Raw genomic sequence first — 17,967 nt, 5'->3', positions numbered from 1 at the left:
CGGCTGCGTCAAAGCACAATCAGCAACTCACGGAATACACGGGGACACGGACATGCTGAATTTTCCAACCGCCAAGCTGGTGCGGTACGCGATCGGGCTGGCTGTCGCCATCATCGTGTTGATCATGGTCTGGCCGTTCTACACGGTTCCCACTGGTTATCGCGGCGTGGTCACTTCGTTCGGGAGGATCAGCCATGTGGAAAACGAAGGACTCGTCATTCTGCCGCCGTGGCAGAAGCTCAGCGTGTTCAGTATCCGCGCCGAACAGGCGGATATCGAGGATGCGGAAGGCAGCACCTCCGACACGCAGCCGGTGAAGGTAAGCCTCACCGTGCGCTACTCGATCGCCACCGATCGCGTCGCCGAGGTCTACGAAAAATATTCGCACGACGGCGACCTGTCGTCGTACGTGCAGACGGCGACGCAGGAAATCTTCAAGGCGGTCACCGCGAAATACAGCGCGCCCGACCTGATCGCCGAACGCGCCAAAGTCTCCAGCGATATCAACATGGCACTACGCACGAAGCTCTCGCTGTATGGCGCCTCCGTCATCAACATCGACATGCGCACCTTCGCCTTCTCGCCTTCGTACATGAGCGCCATCAACGAAAAGGTTACCCAGGAGCAGCTGCGCCTCGGTGCAGAGAACAAGCTCAAGACGGTCGAGGCGGAACAGAAGCAGAAAGTGGCGATTGCCGAGGCCGAAGCCAACGCGTTGCGTGCGCAGGCGGACGGCGAAGCCTATGCCACGCTGAAGGCCGCCACGGCCCAGGCCGAGGCTTTGACAGTGCAGAACGCGGCGCTTGCGCAGAACAAGGAAGTGCTCGAATTGCGTCGCATCGAAGTGGAGCAGACCAAGGCCAACAAGTGGAATGGTGCGCTGCCAACCGCCATCTATGCAGGTGCGCCGATTCCGTTCTTGAACGTGGGCAAGGAATGATCGGTGCCTGATCGAAACTCATCGAACCAGTGAACGTCAGGCACCGCTCCGTTCACGTCCATTCGCACCAGGCTCTGATACCTTTTTTGCGTAGTCATCCCACCTGAGCTCGGCGATCCGCAGATCAATCGCCGATCCTGCACAGGAGAATCAGCGCAAGCGCATGGAAGCATGCAATGGGTAGTGGATGGCGTGAACGGTCCTCTGAAAGGCGCGGTGATTTTCGGCGGAGCCGTCGCAATACGCCACCCAACTGCCCGATCGGGAAATGACTGATGGCGCACATCCAGTGGTTCGAAAAACGCGCGCCATTCATCGCTGCGGTCACTGCGCTGCAGGGCGCCATGGCCGAGCGCGATGCAGCCATCGCGCGATCAACCTCGGTGCCAGGCCATTGCCCGGCGTGCGATCGGCCCACCGTTTTCCAGGTGTCGACCAGCGCCACATTCGCCGACCGGCCCAACCTGCGTGAAGGCCTGCGTTGCGAACACTGCCGCCTCACCGCACGACAACGCCTCGTCGCGCTCGCGATGCGTGAGGAAATTCCCCGGATGCCATCGAAGCCGGCGGGATTGCTGCTCGAGAAAACTACCCTGCTGTATCGGTTCGCGCGCGCGAAATGGCACTGGCTCATCGGTTCCGAATTCCTGGGGCCGCAGCGAATCAGCGGCCGACATTACTGGTGGTCGACGCACTGGTGGCGCTGGCGCCGCACGCGGCACGAATCGATCACCGCGTTCTCCCTTGCCAATCAGTCGGTCGACCTCATCGCGCACAGCGATGTGCTGGAGCACGTCCACGACACCGCGCTTGCGGCGCTTGAATGCGTGCGCGTGCTGCGTCCCGGCGGCGTCATGCTGTTCACCATTCCGTTCTTCATCGACCGCGATCATTCGCTCCTGCGGGGTCGCCCGCTCGCCGATGGTTCGATCGAGCACCTCGAAACGCCTGAATATCACGGCGATGGCATGTCGCGCCGTGGCATCTACACTTTTCATCATTTCGGATGGGACTTCATGGACACGTTGCGCGCGGCGGGTTTCAGCCAGGTCGAGATCGGTTTGTGCCACGCTCCGGACGAAGGCCTGACCTCGGCTGATCCGATGGGCGACTCGACGTGGAACATCCCGCCGATCCTGTTTCGCGCGGTGAGGTGATCGCATCGTTCACGACATCACGCGCGGGCGACGCCACTTCGTCGACCTTGAGCCTGCGACACTCACGCCACGGAGGGGCCGTCACGATTTGAAGCAGACGAGAATGGATCACCATCGCATGCGCCGCGTTCATCGACGCCTGAATCTCGCCCGGATGGGAATGGCCTTGCCGTTGCTGCTGCTTTGCGCACGGGCGCATGCCGGCGTGCAATTGGTGGTGGATGGCGTCAACGACACGCTGAAAGGCGCGGTGATTTCGGGTGTCGAGCTCTCGCAATACGCCACGCGTGGCGTGAGCGACGCGCAGGTCCGCCGGCTCTACGAGCACGCGCCGGGCCAGGTCAAGTCCTCGCTTGAGCCCTACGGCTATTACGACGCCACCGTCACCGGCGATATCCAGCAAACCGGCAAGGACTGGAAAGTGACCTTGCACGTGACACCGGGCGAACCGGTAAAAGTCACCGGCGTCGACGTGCAATTGGACAAGGTCGCCTCCGACATCCAACCGATCGGCCGTGCCAAACGCGCGATCGAGCGGATGAAGGACAAGCCGCTCAACCACGGCGCCTACGACACCGCGCGCGACAACCTGAGCGAACAATTGACCGCGAACGGTTTTCTCGATGCGCAGCTGGTCACGCATCGCGTCGAGGTGAATCGCGGCAACCGCAGCGCAACGATCAAGCTGGCGTGGAAAGCAGGCCCGCGCTTTCGCTACGGCGCGGTGCATTTCGAAGGCTCGCAATTCAACGACGGTTTCCTCGATCGCTACGTGCCGTTCAAGACCGGCGATTATTTTTCGCAGGATCAGATGCTCGAACTGCAGCAGGCCTTGAACGGCGCGGATTATTTCGCGGTGGTCAACGTGCTGCCGGATGTCGATGCGGCGAAGGACGGCGTCGTCGATGTCACCGTGCAGCTCGCGCCGGCCAAACGCACGATCTATACCGGCGGTCCGTTCATCGGCACCGACACCGGCTTCGGCCTGCGCGGCGGCATCGAGAAGCGCTGGGTGAATCGGCACGGACACAAGTGGAAAAACGAACTGGTGCTGGCGCAGCGGCTGAAGACGCTGTCCACGCTGTATTCCATTCCGATGCCCAGCCCCAACCAGCGCAGTTTCAATTTTGGCGCGAACTACCGCGACGCGAACACCACTACGTCACAGTCGCGCACGCTGGAACTGGTCGCCAACGAAACCCGCCTGTGGCACGGCTGGACGCGCACACTCGGCTTGCATGCACTGGACGGCACGTTCACCGTCGGCAAGCGCGGCGACGAACCGGACGACACGCCGGGCATCGAACACGGCCGCAGCACCGAAGTGTTCGCAGAGGCATCGCTGTCGCGCAAACAGGGCGACAACCCGACCTTCGTCACGCGCGGCTGGTCGATCAACCTGGCCGCGCGCAGCACCGCGGGCACACTGCTTTCCGATGCGCGCTTCACACAGTTCACCGCCGACGTGAAATGGATTCGCGCGTTCGGCGCGAAGAATCGCAATCGATTGATCCTTCGCGGCAGCGCGGGCTACACATCGACCAATGATTTCACCGCGCTGCCGCCGCAGCTGCGCTTCTTCGCCGGCGGCGATCGCTCGGTGCGCGGCTACAGCTTCCAGCAGATTGGTCCGCTCAACGACGCCGGGCGCGTGATCGGCGGCCCCAACCTGCTGGTCGGCAGCACCGAAGTGGAGCACTACTTCACACGCAACTGGGGCATGGCGGCATTCGTCGATGCCGGCAACGCGTTCTCCGGCACCGACTACCAGCCGAAGATCGGCGCAGGCCTGGGCGTGCGCTGGCTGTCGCCGGTGGGCATGATCCGCGTCGACTTTGGCACACCGATACACAACTCGCAGGCACATGGCATCGAGTTGCACCTGGTCATCGGGCCGGACTTGTAGACGATGAACACGACCAACGTATCCGCACCCGTGAATCCACCGCGTCGCCGTCGCTGGCTGCGCTGGCTGGCCGGCAGCGTCCTGCTGATCATCGTGCTGCTGATCGCCCTGCTCGGCTGGCTGCTCGGCACGGCTTCCGGCTTGCGCTTCGCGCTGGCGCGCGCGCAATCCATCACGCATGGCGCGCTGCAAGTGAAGCAGGCAAATGGACGTCTGATCGGGCCGCTCGATCTGTCCGGCGTGCGCTACGACGATGGCAAGGGCATGGTGGCGAACGTCGCGACGCTGCATCTGGATCTGCGCGCCGCGTCGCTACTGCGCAAGCACCTGCACGTGCTTGCGCTCGATGTCGATGGCGTTGATGTCGCGCTGCCGAAGCCGTCGCCAGATGACACATCGAGCTCCGGTGGTTTCTCGCTGAAACCGCCGATCGCGTTGCTGCTCGATCGTGTGCACGTGGGCAGCGTCAAGGTGACGCAGGCAGGTCAGCTATTGTTTGCCTCCAACCGTCTGGACCTGGCCGGAAGCTGGACCGACAACGGCATCGAACTGAAACAGCTCGCACTGCAGGCGCCGGATGGCCACGCCGAGCTCGTCGGCAGTATGGCCGTCGGCAAGAGCTATCAGGGCAATGGCAGCGCAAGCTTCGCGTGGAAAGTCGGCGCCACCGACTACGCCGGCGATCTTGTCGCGCGCAGCGACGGCAAGCTTGCGCACTTGGACCTGCGTCTCAAGACGCCGATGATCGCGCGCCTGCAACTGGACCTTGCACAGAGCGGCGACGATCCATGGAATGCCACACTGGACGCGCCGCGATTCGATCCAAAGCCGCTGATCGGCGATAGCTCGCTGAAGTCGCTGGCGGCGAATTTGCGCAGTCACGGCGATCGCTACAGCGGCATGATCGATGGCCGGCTCGACCTCAACGATTACCAGTTGCTGCTGCAGCCTTTACAGGTATCCATCAGCCACGACTTCAACACGTTGACGCTGCAGCAACTCGGCCTCGGTTCGCCGCAGATCAGGGGCAGCGTCTTGGCCGATGGCGTGGTGCATCTCGATGCCAAACCGCTGAGCGCCGCGTTGAACATCCGCTGGAACGATGTGCAGGTTCCCGCAGACGTGGCCGGCCAGCTGTTGGTCAGTCATGGCGAATTGAAAGCCAACGGCAGCGCAGAGAAATATCACGCCGAAGGTGACGTCACGATCGGCCCACCCGGCAGGCTCGCTGCCCTGTCGTTGAATATCGACGGCACGCCGAAACAGATGGCGCTGCACACACTGACGCTGAAGCAGCCGCAGGGTGACATGCAGGCGAAGGGCACGTTGATCCTGCAACCAGACCTCGCATGGCAGATCGACGCTACCGCCAGCCGGCTCGACCCCGGACAGCTGTTCGCCGGCTGGAACGGCTCGCTCGATTTCGATATCGCCAGCAACGGCACGCTGCCCAAAGCAGGCCCCGACGCCACGCTGGAAATTCGCAAGCTCGCCGGCAAGCTGCGCGGTCGCGTGGTGAGTGGCGACGGCAGACTGCATCTTTCGCCGAATCAGGTGGTCGATGGAAAACTAAGGGTGGCGTCCGGTGGCAGCACCGTGGCGGTCGATGCAAAACCCGGCACCAGCAACGACGCCGAACTCAACTTGGCCATCGCATCGCTCGGCGACTGGCTGCCGAATGCCGGTGGCCAAATGGACGGCCATTTCAATATTCGCGGCAAGCAACCCAAGCTCAGCGTCAACGGCCAGTTGCAGGGCCGAACCTTGACGTACCAGCAGAACAAGGCAGACACGCTGCACCTGATCGTCGGCGTGCCGGACATCACGCACCCGGCCGGCAAGCTGGATCTGCAGACGGCCGGCGTGAATCTGCAAGGGCTCGCTTTCCAGCACATCAACGTTCTCGCCGAAGGCAGCCAGGACGATCATCGCCTGAGCGTCGATGCGCGCGGCACGCAGCTTTCGGGCGAACTCGCGTTGCGCGGTGCGCTCAAGGGCAAGGTGTGGAACGGCACGCTTTCCACGCTCAACCTCGACCCGCAGGGCCTGCCGCGCTGGCGGCTGCTGCGACCGACGCAACTCGCGTACAACGACGGTGCCATCAATGCCTCGGAGTTGTGCCTCACAGCCGGCGATCCGCAACTCTGCGTGGCGGCGAAGCAGGACAAACCCGGCAACCTCGACGCCAGCTATCGGTTGCAAGCCTTGCCTCTCGCACTGCTGCTCGATGCCAGCGGCAATGCCGATCTGCCGATGCGCGCCGACGGCACGCTGGAAGGCAGCGGCAAGATTCATCGCACGGCGGCCGGCGCGCTCAGCGGCAACGCGTCGATTACCTCCGCGCGAGGCTCCGTCACCTACACCGATCACGCGGATCGCCCGCTGCTTGGCTGGCGCGATCTTGCCGTCACGGCCAATCTCGATCCGGCGCACCAGACGGCCAACGTGCGCGCCAGCCTTGACGATGGTGGACGGCTGGACGGCCAAATCAGTATCACCGGTGCGCAGCAGACATTGGCCGGACAACTCACATTGCATCTCCAGAGCCTTGCACCGGTCGAGTTGTTCACTGCGGAACTCGCCGACGTGAAAGGCAACCTCGACGGCAATTTCCGCTTCGCCGGTACGCTGAAGCAACCGGCGATCACCGGCCAGGCGCTGGTCGCCGGCTTCGCTGCGGAGGTACCGTCTGCCGGACTCAAGCTGAGTGATGGCCGCATCGCGGTGAGCACGACGGACGCGAAACAGTTCCGCATCGATGGCAGCATGAAGTCCGGCGCCGGCACCTTGCTGATCGCCGGCGATGCAGGCATGGGCGCAACCGCGCAGACATCCTTGACGATCAAAGGCAGCCGGTTCACCGCGGCCGACATTCCTGCTGCGAAAGTGGTGGTGTCACCCGACCTCACCGTGAAGCAAAGCGCCAAGGGCATCGACATCGGCGGATCGGTCGCACTCGACAGCGCTGACGTGAACGTCGAGAAGCTGCCCGGCGCCGGCGCGACCAAGGCGTCGCCGGATGTCGTGATCGTCGACGAGAAACAGCAGGAGCAAGCCGCGAGCCAGTTGCCGATCACCGCTTCGATCCGTGTCGATCTCGGGGGCAAGACGCATTTGGTCGGCATGGGCCTGGACGGCAAGCTCAGCGGCTCGCTCACCGTCAACGAACGCCCCGGCCGCGCCACCACCGGCCAGGGCCAGGTCGGCGTGGACGGCACGTACAAAGCCTACGGACAGAACCTGCAGATCGAGCGCGGCCAGCTGCTTTTCGCCAGCACGCCGATCGACAACCCCGGCCTCAACATCCGCGCCGGGCGCAAACTCAATCCGAACGCCACCATCGACGAAGGCCAGGAAGTCGGCCTGCTGGTGAACGGCACGGCGCAGCGGCCGATCCTCACCGTGTTCTCCAACCCGGTGATGGAACAATCCGACGCGCTGTCGTACCTGATCACCGGCAAACCGCTGTCCGAAGTAAAAGGTGGCGAAGGCAGCATGGTCAGCGCCGCCGCGCAGGCGCTGGGTTCGGCCGGCGGCGACCTGCTCGCCAAGCGCATCGGCTCGAAGCTGGGCGTCGACGAGATCGGCGTGTCCAGCAACGAAGCCCTTGGCGGCAACTCCGCGTTCACCGTGGGCAAGTACCTGTCGCCGCGGCTGTACCTCAGCTACGGCGTCGGTCTGTTCGAACCCGGCCAGGTGATCACGCTGCGCTACCGGCTCAGTCACCGCTGGAATTTCGAAGCGCAGAACGCGACCGATTTCAATCGCGCCAGCCTCAACTATCGCTTCGAGAAATAATCGCTGTCGGTCAGCCGAGATAGATCGGCGGTGTCGCGGTCAGGCCTGCCTTCACGTGCCTGGCCGTGCCATCGGCGAGCACTTCCGAATCGCCGGCTTCGATGCCGTCGATTACGGCCTTGGCGACGTCTTCCGGACTCGTTTTCGGGCCGTCGACGTGCTTCACCATGTCGGTGTCGATGTAGCCGGCATGCACGCCGACTACCAGCGTGCCCTGTTCGCGCAGTTCGTTGCGCAAGCTGTTGGTCAACGCCCATGCCGCGGCTTTCGTCACCGAATACGCCGACGTCGTCGGCATGCTGAGCCAGCTCAACGCCGACAGCATGTTGATCAGCGCGCCGCCACCGTTGGCGCGCAACACGGGCGCAAATGCGCGGCTCATCGCGAGCACGCCGTGCAGATTGGTATCAAGCAGCTTGCCCAGGTTCTGCGCGCCGTTGTCGCCGAGCAGCGGTTCGTTGCCGGTGATGCCGGCGTTGTTGATCAGCACGTTGACGTCGGTACATTGCGCGGCGGCAGCAGCGATATCGTCGGCGCTAGTGACATCGAGCCGCACCGGCACGAGACCTTCGAGCGCGGGCACGGTGGAAGGATCACGTGCGCCGGCGTAGACCTTCTTCGCGCCAGCGGCGAGCAACGCCTTGGCGTAAGCCAGCCCGAGTCCGCGATTGGCGCCGGTGACAAAGGCGACACTGTTCTTGATGATCATGATCGATGCCTCGATGAGTGGAAGATGGATCGTGCAGACGGATGCCACGGTGGGCTATCCGGTTCTTGCGAAAGATGGGTGACTCAGCGCGCGGCCTGCGCCGTGGGCGATGCGTTCAATTGCACGGTGACCGTGCTGGAAAGGCCAGGGCGCAGCCGCGCCAGCGATGTGGGGTCGGCATCGAAACGGATGCGCACCGGCACGCGCTGCACGATCTTGGTGAAGTTGCCGGTGCCCGGCTCGAACGGCAGCAACGAGAACTGCGAACCTGAACCCGGCGCGAAACTTTCCACGTGGCCTTTCAATGCGTGGCCCGGGAGCGCATCAACGTCGATGCTCGCCGATTGGCCGACGATCATCCGCGCAGTCTGGGTTTCCTTGAAGTTGGCGATGACGTAGAGCGCGTCCATCGGCACGACCGTGAGCAGACGCGTACCGGGTTGCACGTAGTCGCCCGGTTCCACCTGCCGATCGCCGACCACGCCATCGATCGGCGCACGTATCAGGGTGTTGGTCTGATCCTGCCGCGCGAGATCGAGCGCGGCTTTTGCGCCTGAAACAGCCGCCTGCGCCTGCGCGAGGTTGGCCTGCAATGTGAGTCGGCTCGCATGCGTCACGGCGGCCTGATCGCGACTCACCGCAAACTCGGCGCGGCTGTGCGCGGCATTCGCTTGCGCGGTGACTGCCGCCGTGCGGAATTGTTCTGCCGCACGACGTGCCACCGCGCCGCTGATGATCAATGCGTCATAGCGCTTCTGGTCGGCCTCGGCCTGACGTTGTTCGGCATCTGACGAACGAATGGACGTCTGTGCCGCGCGCACGTTGGATGCGGCGAGATGTTCCTGCGCATCCAGCGCGATCAGTGCCGCCTGCGCCGCTGCGACACTCGACTGCGCGTTCTGCAGTTCGGCGCCGGCCGATGCGACGCGCGCATCGAATTCTTCGGCATCGATTCGAATGAGCGGATCGCCGCGGCGCACGTGCTGATCGTGCTGTACGAGTACAGCGGCGATCAGGCCGCGCACTTTCGGCGCGACGATGGAATTGTCGGCTTGCAAGTAGGCGTTGTCGGTGGAGACACTGCGCGCCGGCGCCGCGATCCAGAGCACGCCGGCGATGGCGATCGCCAACGCGACGCCCGCAACCAGCCAGGGGCGGCGCGACCAGGACGAGCGCGGCGATGCGGAAGTCGTATCGGCGCTCATCGTTCCATCACCAGCAAGGTCGACGTGGCCGACGCGTAGAGCCGGCCGCCGGCATCGAGCAACTTCGCTTCGGCGAAGGCCACGCGACGGCCGATCGTCAACACGCTGCCCTCTGCGCGCACGCGCCCCGTATCGGCGGTCAGCGCTTTATGAAAGGCAATCTTCAACTCCAGCGTGGTGTACGCCTGCTGCGCGGTGAGTTTCGAATGCACCGCACAGCCGCAAGCGGAATCGAGCAGGCTGGCGAAATAGCCACCGTGCACGATGCCCATCGGGTTATAGGCATGCGGGCCGGGAACGCCGGCGAATACCGCGCGACCTTCGTCGACCTCGACCAGATCGAAATCGAGCGCGACGGCAATGCCCGGTCGCTGGCCCGACGCGATGAAGGCGCGCAACTGCGCCAACCCGTCGAGTCCGGCGCCGATGTCGCTGACCATGCTCATGCGCGTACCTCAAGATGGAAGCGTTGTTTCAATTGATGACGCGACGCAGAGAGAATCGCATCGGAACGTTTTGCATCGGTTTCCACGCGCGACAGCGACAGCGCACCCACGAGCTCTGCAACCATCGATCGCGCTGCGGCCTCGGCATCAACGTGATCCAGCGCCGCGAGTTTTTCGCCCAGCGTCACTGTGAGCCGCCGTGCACCCGCGGCGAACTGCTCGCGCGACGACTCGGATAGCCGCGGCAGATCCGACGACAACGCGGCCATCGGACAGCCTGCCCCACGCGCATCACGATGCTTTTTCGAGAGATAGAAATCGATATACGCGATGAGACCTTCGACCGGGCCGCGCCCTTCGGTTTCATGCACGACGCGGGCGCGCGATTGCTCGAACATGTGCTCGATCGCGGCGCTGACCAGTTCGTCCTTCGAGGCGAAATGCGCGTAAAAACCGCCATGCGTGAGTCCGGCTTCGGCCATCACCGCGGCCACGCCGATACGCTCCGGTCCATCGATGCGAATCGCGCGCGCAGCGGCATGCACCACCTTCTCGCGGGTCTTCTGTTTGTGTTCGGTGTCGTAGCGCATGGACCTTTCGCTCCGTTTGTATGATGATCATCATATTATAAATCCCGGAACTTGCAAGCCACCGTGAACATCCACTCGTCAGATGCACCCTTCTCGCCCGCCGACCTGCCGCTGGCGCGCAAATATTTCATCTTCGGCATCCTGGCGTTCGGCCAGTTCATGGCGCTGATCGACATCCAGATCGTCGCCGCGTCGCTCAACGAAATTCAGGCTGGGCTGTCCGCCGGGCCGGACGAAATCAGCTGGGTGCAGACCGGATACCTGATGGCCGAACTGGTGATGATTCCGTTCGCCGCGTTTCTCGCGCAGGCGCTGTCCACGCGCTGGCTGTTTGCGATGTCGGCGGGATTGTTCACGCTGTCCAGCGCGTTGTGCGGCATGGCATGGGACATCCAGTCGATGACCGTGTTCCGCGTGATCCAGGGTTTCGTCGGCGGCGCGATGGTGCCGACGGTGTTCGCCACCGGCTTCGCCATGTTCACCGGCAAGCAGCGCGCGATGATCCCGGCGATTCTCGGCATGGTGTCCGTGCTCGCGCCGACACTCGGGCCGACCGTCGGCGGCTGGCTCACCGATGCGCTGGGCTGGCGCTCTATCTTCTACGTCAATATCGTGCCGGGTATCGCGGTGACGGTGATGTCGGTGCTGTTCGTGAAGGTGGATCGCGCCGACCCGGCGATGCTCAAACGCATCGACTACGTGCATCTCGTGGCGATGGCGGTGTTTCTCGGCGGGCTCGAATACGTGCTGGAGGAAGGCCCGCGGCACGAATGGCTGGGCGATCCGACGATCGCCACCGCGGCGTGGCTGTCACTTGTCGGATTCGTGCTGTTCCTTGAGCGTTCGTTCCGTTCGGCGATGCCGGTGGTGAAGCTCTCGCCGTTTCGACATCCCACGTTCGCAATCGCCTGCGTGTTCAGTCTGGTGATCGGCTTCGGGCTTTATTCGGCGACGTATCTGGTGCCGGTGTTTCTCGGCCGCATCCGCGACTACGACAGCCTGCAGATCGGCACGACCGTGGTAGTGACCGGGCTGGCACAGATATTCAGCACGCTGGTCGCGGCGAAACTCTCGCAGCGGATTGACATGCGCTGGATGATCAGCGCCGGGCTGCTGCTGTTCGCCGCGAGCCTGTGGATGTTTTCGGCGATGACACCGGAGTGGGGATTCGCTGCACTGTTCTGGCCGCAGGCACTGCGCGGTTTCGCGATCATGTTGTGCATCGTGCCCAGCGTCACCATGGCGCTGTCGGGATTCGCGATGGCCGAACTTCGCTACGCGTCCGGGCTGTTCAACCTGATGCGCAACCTCGGTGGCGCGATCGGCATCGCAGTGGTCAACACCTGGCTGCAGGACCAGAGCCGCATCCACGCCGAGCGCATCGGCGAAACGCTGGGCGAATCCGGACGACACGCGCCGGATGTCGTGGCGCAACTCACTCAACTGATCGGCCACAGCACCACCGACGCGGTGCATGCGCTGCTGATGGCGCAGGGTGAACTGGCACGCGTGGTCGCGCGCGAAGCGACCACGCTGGCCTTCAACGATGTGTTCCGGTTGATGGCGTGGATGTTCGTGGCCGCGATGGTGATGGTGCCGTTCTGCCGCACCGCGCCGGGTCCAAATGCGCCACCTGTCGATGCGCATTGACCGCGTGTCGACGATGGCGCGGCGCACCTAGCCCATTGGTCATGCACCGCAATGCCGGCGCGCGCACTAAGGTGGGCGGACCAGACCACAGAGGCGACAAGATCATGCAGAAGATGAAATGGATTCTGACGGCTGCCGCCTTGTGCAGCCCGATGGCCTGGGCCGCGACGCCTGCCGCGCATCCGGCCGGCGTGGATCTGGCCGGCATCGATCACAGCGTGAAGCCGGGCGATGATTTCGATGGCTACGCCAATGGCGTGTGGCGCAAGACGGCGGTGATTCCCGCCGATCGCGCCAGCACCGGCATTTTTCTTCAGGTGTTCAACAAGGCCGAGCAGCGCAACGCCGCGCTGATCAAGGCAGCGGCCGCGAGCCACGCGCCGGCCGGTTCCAACGAACGCAAGATCGCCGATTACTACGCCGCCTTCATGGACGAGGCCGGCATCGCGAAACAGGGCATCACGCCACTGAAACCCGAACTCGCAAGGATCGATGCCATTGCTTCGCGCAGTGATCTTTCGCGCGTGCTCGGCAGCCAGTTGCGCGCTGACGTGGACCCGATCAACAACACCAACTTCAGCACCGAGCATTTGTTTGGTCTGTTCGTGACGCAGGGCCTGGAAGACCCGTCGCACGATGTCGCGTACCTGCTGCAAGGCGGCCTCGGTATGCCCAACCGCGACTACTACCTCGAAACCGACAAGGACATGGTCGGCTTCCGCAGCAAATATCAGGCATATATCGCCGCGCAATTGAGGAACGCCGGCGTCGCCGATGCAGACGCGAAAGCGAAGGCCGTATTCGATCTGGAAACAAAAATTGCCAAGGCGCAGGAGAGCCTCGTCGACAGCCAGGACGTGCACAAGGCGAACAACCCGTGGAGCACGGCCGAATTCGCCAGCAAGGCGCCAGGCATCGACTGGGCCGCGTACTTCAAGGCGGCAAATCTGGACGGCCAAAAGCAGATCGTCGCCTGGCAGCCCGGCGCCACCAGCAGCATTGCGGCACTGGTCGCAAGCGAACCGCTGGAAACATGGAAGTCGTATCTCGCGTTCCACACCATCAACCACAGCGCTGGCTTGTTGCCGGCAAATTTCGCCGACGCCAGTTTCGAATTTTACGGCCACACGCTGCAGGGCACGCCGAAACAGCGTGATCGCTGGAAGCGTGCGATCGGCGCGGTCAACAACGATCTGGGCGATGCCGTCGGCCAGATCTACGTGAAGAAATATTTCCCCGCGTCGTCCAAGGCGCAGGTGAAGCAGATGGTCGACAACATCCTTGCCGCGTTCACGGACCGCGTCGGCCAGCTCGACTGGATGACGCCGGCGACCAAGCAAAAAGCCAAGGCCAAGATCGCCACCGTGCGCGTCGGCGTGGGCTATCCGGAAACCTGGCGCGACTATTCCAGCCTGCAGATCCGTCGCGACGATGCGGCCGGCAATCGCCTGCGCGCGGAGCAGCACGAATATCAGCACCAGCTCGCCAAGCTCAACCAGCCGGTCGACAAGGGCGAATGGTGGATGACGCCGCAGACGGTGAACGCGGTGAACCTGCCGTTGCAGAACGCGCTGAATTTTCCCGCGGCGATTCTCGAAGCGCCGTTCTTCGATCCGAAGGCCGATGCGGCATCCAACTATGGTTCGATCGGCGCGGTGATCGGTCACGAGATCAGCCACAGTTTCGACAACAGTGGCGCCGAGTTCGACGCCCAGGGACGCATGGCCAACTGGTGGACACCCGAAGACCAGGCGCATTTCAAGGCCGCCGGCCAGAAGCTGATCGAACAGTACAACGCGTACGAAGCGCTGCCCGGCCTGCACATCAACGGTGCGCAGACGCTGGGCGAAAACATCGCCGACGTTTCGGGCCTGACCATCTCGTGGATCGCGTATCACAAGTCGCTCGGCGGCAAGCCCGCGCCGGTCATCAACGGCCTGACCGGCGATCAGCGATTCTTCCTCGCGTTCGCGCAGTCATGGCGCGAGAAGACACGGGACGCGGCAACGCGCGCCCAAGTGATTTCGGACGGTCATTCGCCGGGGAATTTCCGTGCGCAGACAGTGCGCAACCTCGACGCGTGGTACGACGCATTCTCGCCCAAGCCCGGCGAGAAGTTGTACCTCGCGCCGCAGGATCGCGTGAAGATCTGGTAGGTCAATCCGGCCCCGGAGGGTTTGGACAGCGTGAATGCCGGGGCCTGCGGTGCCTGGCCGGGTGATGCACACGCGCGAAGAGAGCGTGATACCTTCCGCTTCACGGCGGGAGGAACCCGTCATATATGGAGATTGAAATGCGTGGAAAATTCCTGACGTCTGCCCTGCTTCTCGCCCTCGCTTCCACCGCTTTTGCCCAGACGGCTGCGCCCGCAAAGCTCACTGCGGAGCAGCAAGCGGCACAGACGCAGATGAACCAGAAGCTCGCCAATGCGGGACTGCAGGTGGCACAGCTCATCGACGCCGGCAAGGCGGGTGAAGTCTGGGATGGTGCATCCCCGATCGCGAAACAGGCGAGCACGCGCGCTGCGTTCATCAAGCAGACCAACGCCGATCGCAAGACCGTCGGGCCGCTGACTTCGCGCGCGGTGCAGGGCGTGAACTACCAGTCGTCCGATGGCAAGAAACTGCCGGCCGGCATCTACGCCAGCGTGGCGTTCGCCAGTAAGTTCGCCAGCACCAAGGCGCCTGTGCGCGAGTTGATATCGTTCCATCTCGAAAGCAACAAGACCTGGCTCGTCACCGGCTACACCTTGCGTTGATTGCGTGATCGATTCCAAAGATGCCGGCCCACGTGCCGGCATCTTCGTTTTCGGGCCGGCCCAATCGCGTCGCTAGCTGATGCCGAGCCCATCGATGCCGGTGATCGATGCACCATCGAAACCGCCCAGCTCGGCGAATCGCCGGCCACGCTCGGCGTAATCCCTGAACTGATCGAAGCTGGGTGCGCCGGGTGACAACAGGATCACGCCATCTGCGGGCGTTTGTATTTTCGCGGTCGCGACGGCCGCACCCAGATCGTCGACACGCGTGACCGGACAACGCACTTGCGCCGCGCGCAACGCTGATTCGATGCGTGCGCCGTTGCTGCCCATGCAGACGATCGCGTGCGGCGGCGTGACGCTCATCGCATCGACGAACGGCGACCAGTCCAGACCGCGATCGTGTCCGCCGACCAGCACGGTGACGGCGCGACCGTGCAGACTTTCCAGCGCAGCCAGAGTCGCCAGCGGCGTGGTGCTGATCGAATCATTGACCCAGTCCCAGCCATCGCGATCGCCCAGCGGTTGCAGGCGATGCGGCAGCGGAAGAAAAGTGGCGAGCGAATGGGCCGCGCCGAGTGCATCCAACCCGATGGCTTCCAGTGCCGCCAGTGCTGCACACGCATTGAGTGCGTTGTGCGCGCCGGGCGCTGCAAGTCTTTCAATCTGAAAGATCGCGCGTGTGCCGCGGTGAATCCATCCGTCGGCCACATGCCAGCCGTCAACCTGGCCAAACAGCAAACGTTGCGAGTGGCCCGCCGTGCGCTCGACCAATGCAGACTGCAACGCATTGACCAGCAGCGCGCGCGACACATCGGCCAGTCGCAGCTTGTCCGTCACGTAGCGCTCGCGCGAGCCATGCCAGTCGAGGTGTTCTTCGTAAAGGCTGGTGATCACGCCGAGTGCCAGTGACCCGGCTTCACCGGTCTGGAAGCTCGACAGTTCGATCACCCACAGCTCCGCTTGCTGATCGAGCAGTTCGAGCATCGGCATGCCGATGTTGCCGGCGAGCGCGGTGCGAACGCCGAGTGCACGCGCGAGATGTGCGATCAGCGCGCTGGTGGTGCTCTTGCCCTTGGTGCCGGTAACGGCGACGACGCGTTCGTCCGGCTTTTCGCCGAACCACAGCGCCGTGCCCGAAGTGATCTTTACGCCGTGAGACTGTGCTTCGAGCAACGCCGGCTTGTAGGCGGAAATGCCCGGCGACTTCACCACAATGTCGAAACGACGCAGTGCGTTCGCATCGGGTTCTGCACCAACAATTTCCAGGGCCGCCTCGAAACTCTTCGCCGCTTCGATTTCGGAATCGCTGCAATACAACGTCAGCGGCAATGACGGCAGCTGCTTTCGCAACGCGGCGATGGCTGCGCGTCCTTCGCGACCGAAGCCCCAGACCGCGACGCGACGACCGTGCAGATCGGCGATGCGCATCAGCCGATCGTTGCCAGCGCAGATTGCAGGCGAGTCGGCACGCGGTGCTCGCCATCGGGCGTAAGCCAAGGCTCCAGCGCCAATTGCGCCGGGTCGAGTTGCGGCAGGATATCGCTGCGGAAACGCGCCACCAGCGCGTCTTCCTGCCATTCCGGTCGCTGGCTCAAAGCGAGCATCGCGGCGCGCGCTTCGGCGCCCTCGCCCACGCACTCGAACGGCTTGTGATCCTGATACTCAAGCAACGCATCAAACCCCGCTGCCTGTGTTTCATCATCCAGCAAATTACGGCCAAAGATCGACAATAACCGCGGCTTGGGCAGAAACGGCGCCAGCGCCAGAAACACGAAATGGCATTTCGGGCATTGCCCGCACCAGCGGTCGGCGGGCTTGGGGCCGAGAAGTTTGAAATTGCGATTGCAACTGGAAAACACATCGAAGTACGGCGTGAGCTTCGCGAACGCACGCGTGATCGCCAGCTCGGAATATGGCCGCAGCAGCGAGAAATAATCCAGATCGCTTGCCACATGCGTGTGCAGCCAGTCGCCCAGCAACTGCTCGAACGCGTAACCCTTGCTCCATTGATGATTCACCTGCTGGCCGTCGTATTCCAGCGTGGCCGCCGACGCGGAACGCTCGTTGGCGAACGCGATGGAATCGTAGCCATACAGCACCGCCGCGACTGCAAGAATCGCCGAGTTCACCGCCGTCACCGGAATGTGTCCGTTCCACGCGCCAAGCCGATTAAGCTCGAACAGGCCCGGTGCGAGTTCGCGCTGGATGTTCAACATCGGCAAACCGGTGCGCTCGGCGCACGCGGCGATCAACGCCGAGTTACCCACCCACACCGCTGTCGCTTCGCCACCGATCGATTTGATCGCCTCCACCGCGACCAGCGAATCCTTGCCACCGCCGATCGGCACCAAGGTGCGTTGCGGCAGACCAAGCGATGATGCCTTCGCAGTAGCGGTGCTCGCGGTGGAGTTCTCCCTAGACATGCGTGGAAAGGCGATGCGACCACGCAAGTCCAGGCCATTGCGATAGGCAAACTCGGCCAGGCCGTGCAGATACAAAGCGTCGAGCAAATCGGCAGTGGCGTCATCAAGCTCGTGACCGGCCACTTCGATTTTCGGCGGCACACCGGCCTTGTAGTAGCTGACGCCCGCGATCAGATGCAGCATCGACGATGCAGCATCGAACGCCGCCCGACGATCCGCACTCACCGGCGGCGCATCCGGAAAACGAATCCGCTCGATCAGCTCGTCACCATCGTCGAACGCATAAACCAGCTCCGCCACGCCATCGGCATAGCCACAGCGCACGAATCGAAATACTTGGGTCAAACGCGGTTGAATCACCTTGCTCACCAAAATTTTCTCC

General features: G+C 63.3%; 13 protein-coding genes. 7 read left to right on the top strand and 6 right to left on the bottom strand.

Features of this window, described 5'->3' with window-relative positions:
• Positions 1 to 52: 52 nt before the first annotated feature.
• The 4 genes from GSQ73_RS05515 to GSQ73_RS05500 all read left to right on the top strand — a co-directional run bounded on the left by GSQ73_RS05515 (position 53) and on the right by GSQ73_RS05500 (position 7,801).
• Positions 53 to 940, top strand: coding sequence for a prohibitin family protein (locus GSQ73_RS05515; protein WP_158881884.1), 888 nt, complete (start codon positions 53 to 55; stop codon positions 938 to 940).
• 275 nt (positions 941 to 1,215) lie between these two features.
• Positions 1,216 to 2,097 (top strand): methyltransferase domain-containing protein, encoded by an 882-nt coding sequence (locus GSQ73_RS05510; protein WP_158881882.1) that lies wholly within the window; start codon positions 1,216 to 1,218, stop codon positions 2,095 to 2,097.
• 118 nt (positions 2,098 to 2,215) lie between these two features.
• The gene (locus GSQ73_RS05505; protein WP_158881880.1) at positions 2,216 to 4,003 is read left to right on the top strand and encodes an outer membrane protein assembly factor; all 1,788 of its coding nucleotides are present in this window, start codon (positions 2,216 to 2,218) and stop codon (positions 4,001 to 4,003) included.
• Between the two features lie 3 nt (positions 4,004 to 4,006).
• Entirely contained in the window at positions 4,007 to 7,801 is a 3,795-nt protein-coding gene (locus tag GSQ73_RS05500; protein ID WP_158881878.1) for a translocation/assembly module TamB domain-containing protein, read from the top strand.
• Positions 7,802 to 7,811: 10 nt separating this feature from the next.
• Here the strand turns inward: GSQ73_RS05500 and GSQ73_RS05495 are convergent, their stop codons facing one another.
• Genes GSQ73_RS05495 through GSQ73_RS05480 form a run of 4 tightly spaced genes read right to left on the bottom strand, consistent with a single transcriptional unit; the run spans position 7,812 to position 10,751 of the window.
• Positions 7,812 to 8,558 carry an SDR family oxidoreductase gene (locus tag GSQ73_RS05495; RefSeq protein WP_254063297.1) on the bottom strand — a complete coding sequence of 249 codons (747 nt, stop codon included), beginning with the start codon at positions 8,556 to 8,558 and terminating at the stop codon, positions 7,812 to 7,814.
• Positions 8,559 to 8,593: 35 nt separating this feature from the next.
• Positions 8,594 to 9,715, bottom strand: coding sequence for an HlyD family secretion protein (locus GSQ73_RS05490; RefSeq protein WP_158881876.1), 1,122 nt, complete (start codon positions 9,713 to 9,715; stop codon positions 8,594 to 8,596).
• Complete coding sequence (locus GSQ73_RS05485) at positions 9,712 to 10,161, bottom strand: PaaI family thioesterase (protein ID WP_158881874.1); 450 nt, start codon at positions 10,159 to 10,161, stop codon at positions 9,712 to 9,714. Before GSQ73_RS05485 ends, GSQ73_RS05490 begins: the two co-directional genes overlap by 4 nt.
• A complete protein-coding gene (locus GSQ73_RS05480) occupies positions 10,158 to 10,751 on the bottom strand; it encodes a TetR/AcrR family transcriptional regulator (protein ID WP_158881872.1) in 594 nt (197 codons plus the stop codon). Before GSQ73_RS05480 ends, GSQ73_RS05485 begins: the two co-directional genes overlap by 4 nt.
• Positions 10,752 to 10,814: 63 nt before the next feature.
• Between GSQ73_RS05480 and GSQ73_RS05475 the strand changes: the two genes are divergently transcribed.
• The 3 genes from GSQ73_RS05475 (at position 10,815) to GSQ73_RS05465 (ending at position 15,159) form a co-directional block, all read left to right on the top strand.
• A complete protein-coding gene (locus GSQ73_RS05475) occupies positions 10,815 to 12,401 on the top strand; it encodes a DHA2 family efflux MFS transporter permease subunit (RefSeq protein ID WP_254063296.1) in 1,587 nt (528 codons plus the stop codon).
• A 104-nt stretch (positions 12,402 to 12,505) separates the two neighbouring features.
• Positions 12,506 to 14,557 carry a M13 family metallopeptidase gene (locus GSQ73_RS05470; RefSeq protein WP_158881870.1) on the top strand — a complete coding sequence of 684 codons (2,052 nt, stop codon included), beginning with the start codon at positions 12,506 to 12,508 and terminating at the stop codon, positions 14,555 to 14,557.
• A 137-nt stretch (positions 14,558 to 14,694) separates the two neighbouring features.
• Positions 14,695 to 15,159, top strand: a complete 465-nt coding sequence (locus tag GSQ73_RS05465; protein WP_158881869.1) for a DUF4019 domain-containing protein — start codon at positions 14,695 to 14,697, stop codon at positions 15,157 to 15,159.
• 72 nt (positions 15,160 to 15,231) lie between these two features.
• Here the strand turns inward: GSQ73_RS05465 and murD are convergent, their stop codons facing one another.
• Positions 15,232 to 16,590: a UDP-N-acetylmuramoyl-L-alanine--D-glutamate ligase gene (gene murD, locus GSQ73_RS05460; RefSeq protein ID WP_158881867.1), complete on the bottom strand. Its 1,359-nt coding sequence runs from the start codon at positions 16,588 to 16,590 to the stop codon at positions 15,232 to 15,234.
• Positions 16,590 to 17,954 carry a UDP-N-acetyl-alpha-D-muramoyl-L-alanyl-L-glutamate epimerase gene (murL, locus tag GSQ73_RS05455; RefSeq protein WP_158881865.1) on the bottom strand — a complete coding sequence of 455 codons (1,365 nt, stop codon included), beginning with the start codon at positions 17,952 to 17,954 and terminating at the stop codon, positions 16,590 to 16,592. Before murL ends, murD begins: the two co-directional genes overlap by 1 nt.
• Between the last annotated feature and the right edge of the window lie 13 nt (positions 17,955 to 17,967).

Source organism: Rhodanobacter sp. L36 (genome assembly GCF_009765755.1).
In the GTDB taxonomy this organism is placed as follows: Bacteria; Pseudomonadota; Gammaproteobacteria; order Xanthomonadales; family Rhodanobacteraceae; genus Rhodanobacter.
This window is presented reverse-complemented; position numbering and strand designations above follow the sequence as displayed.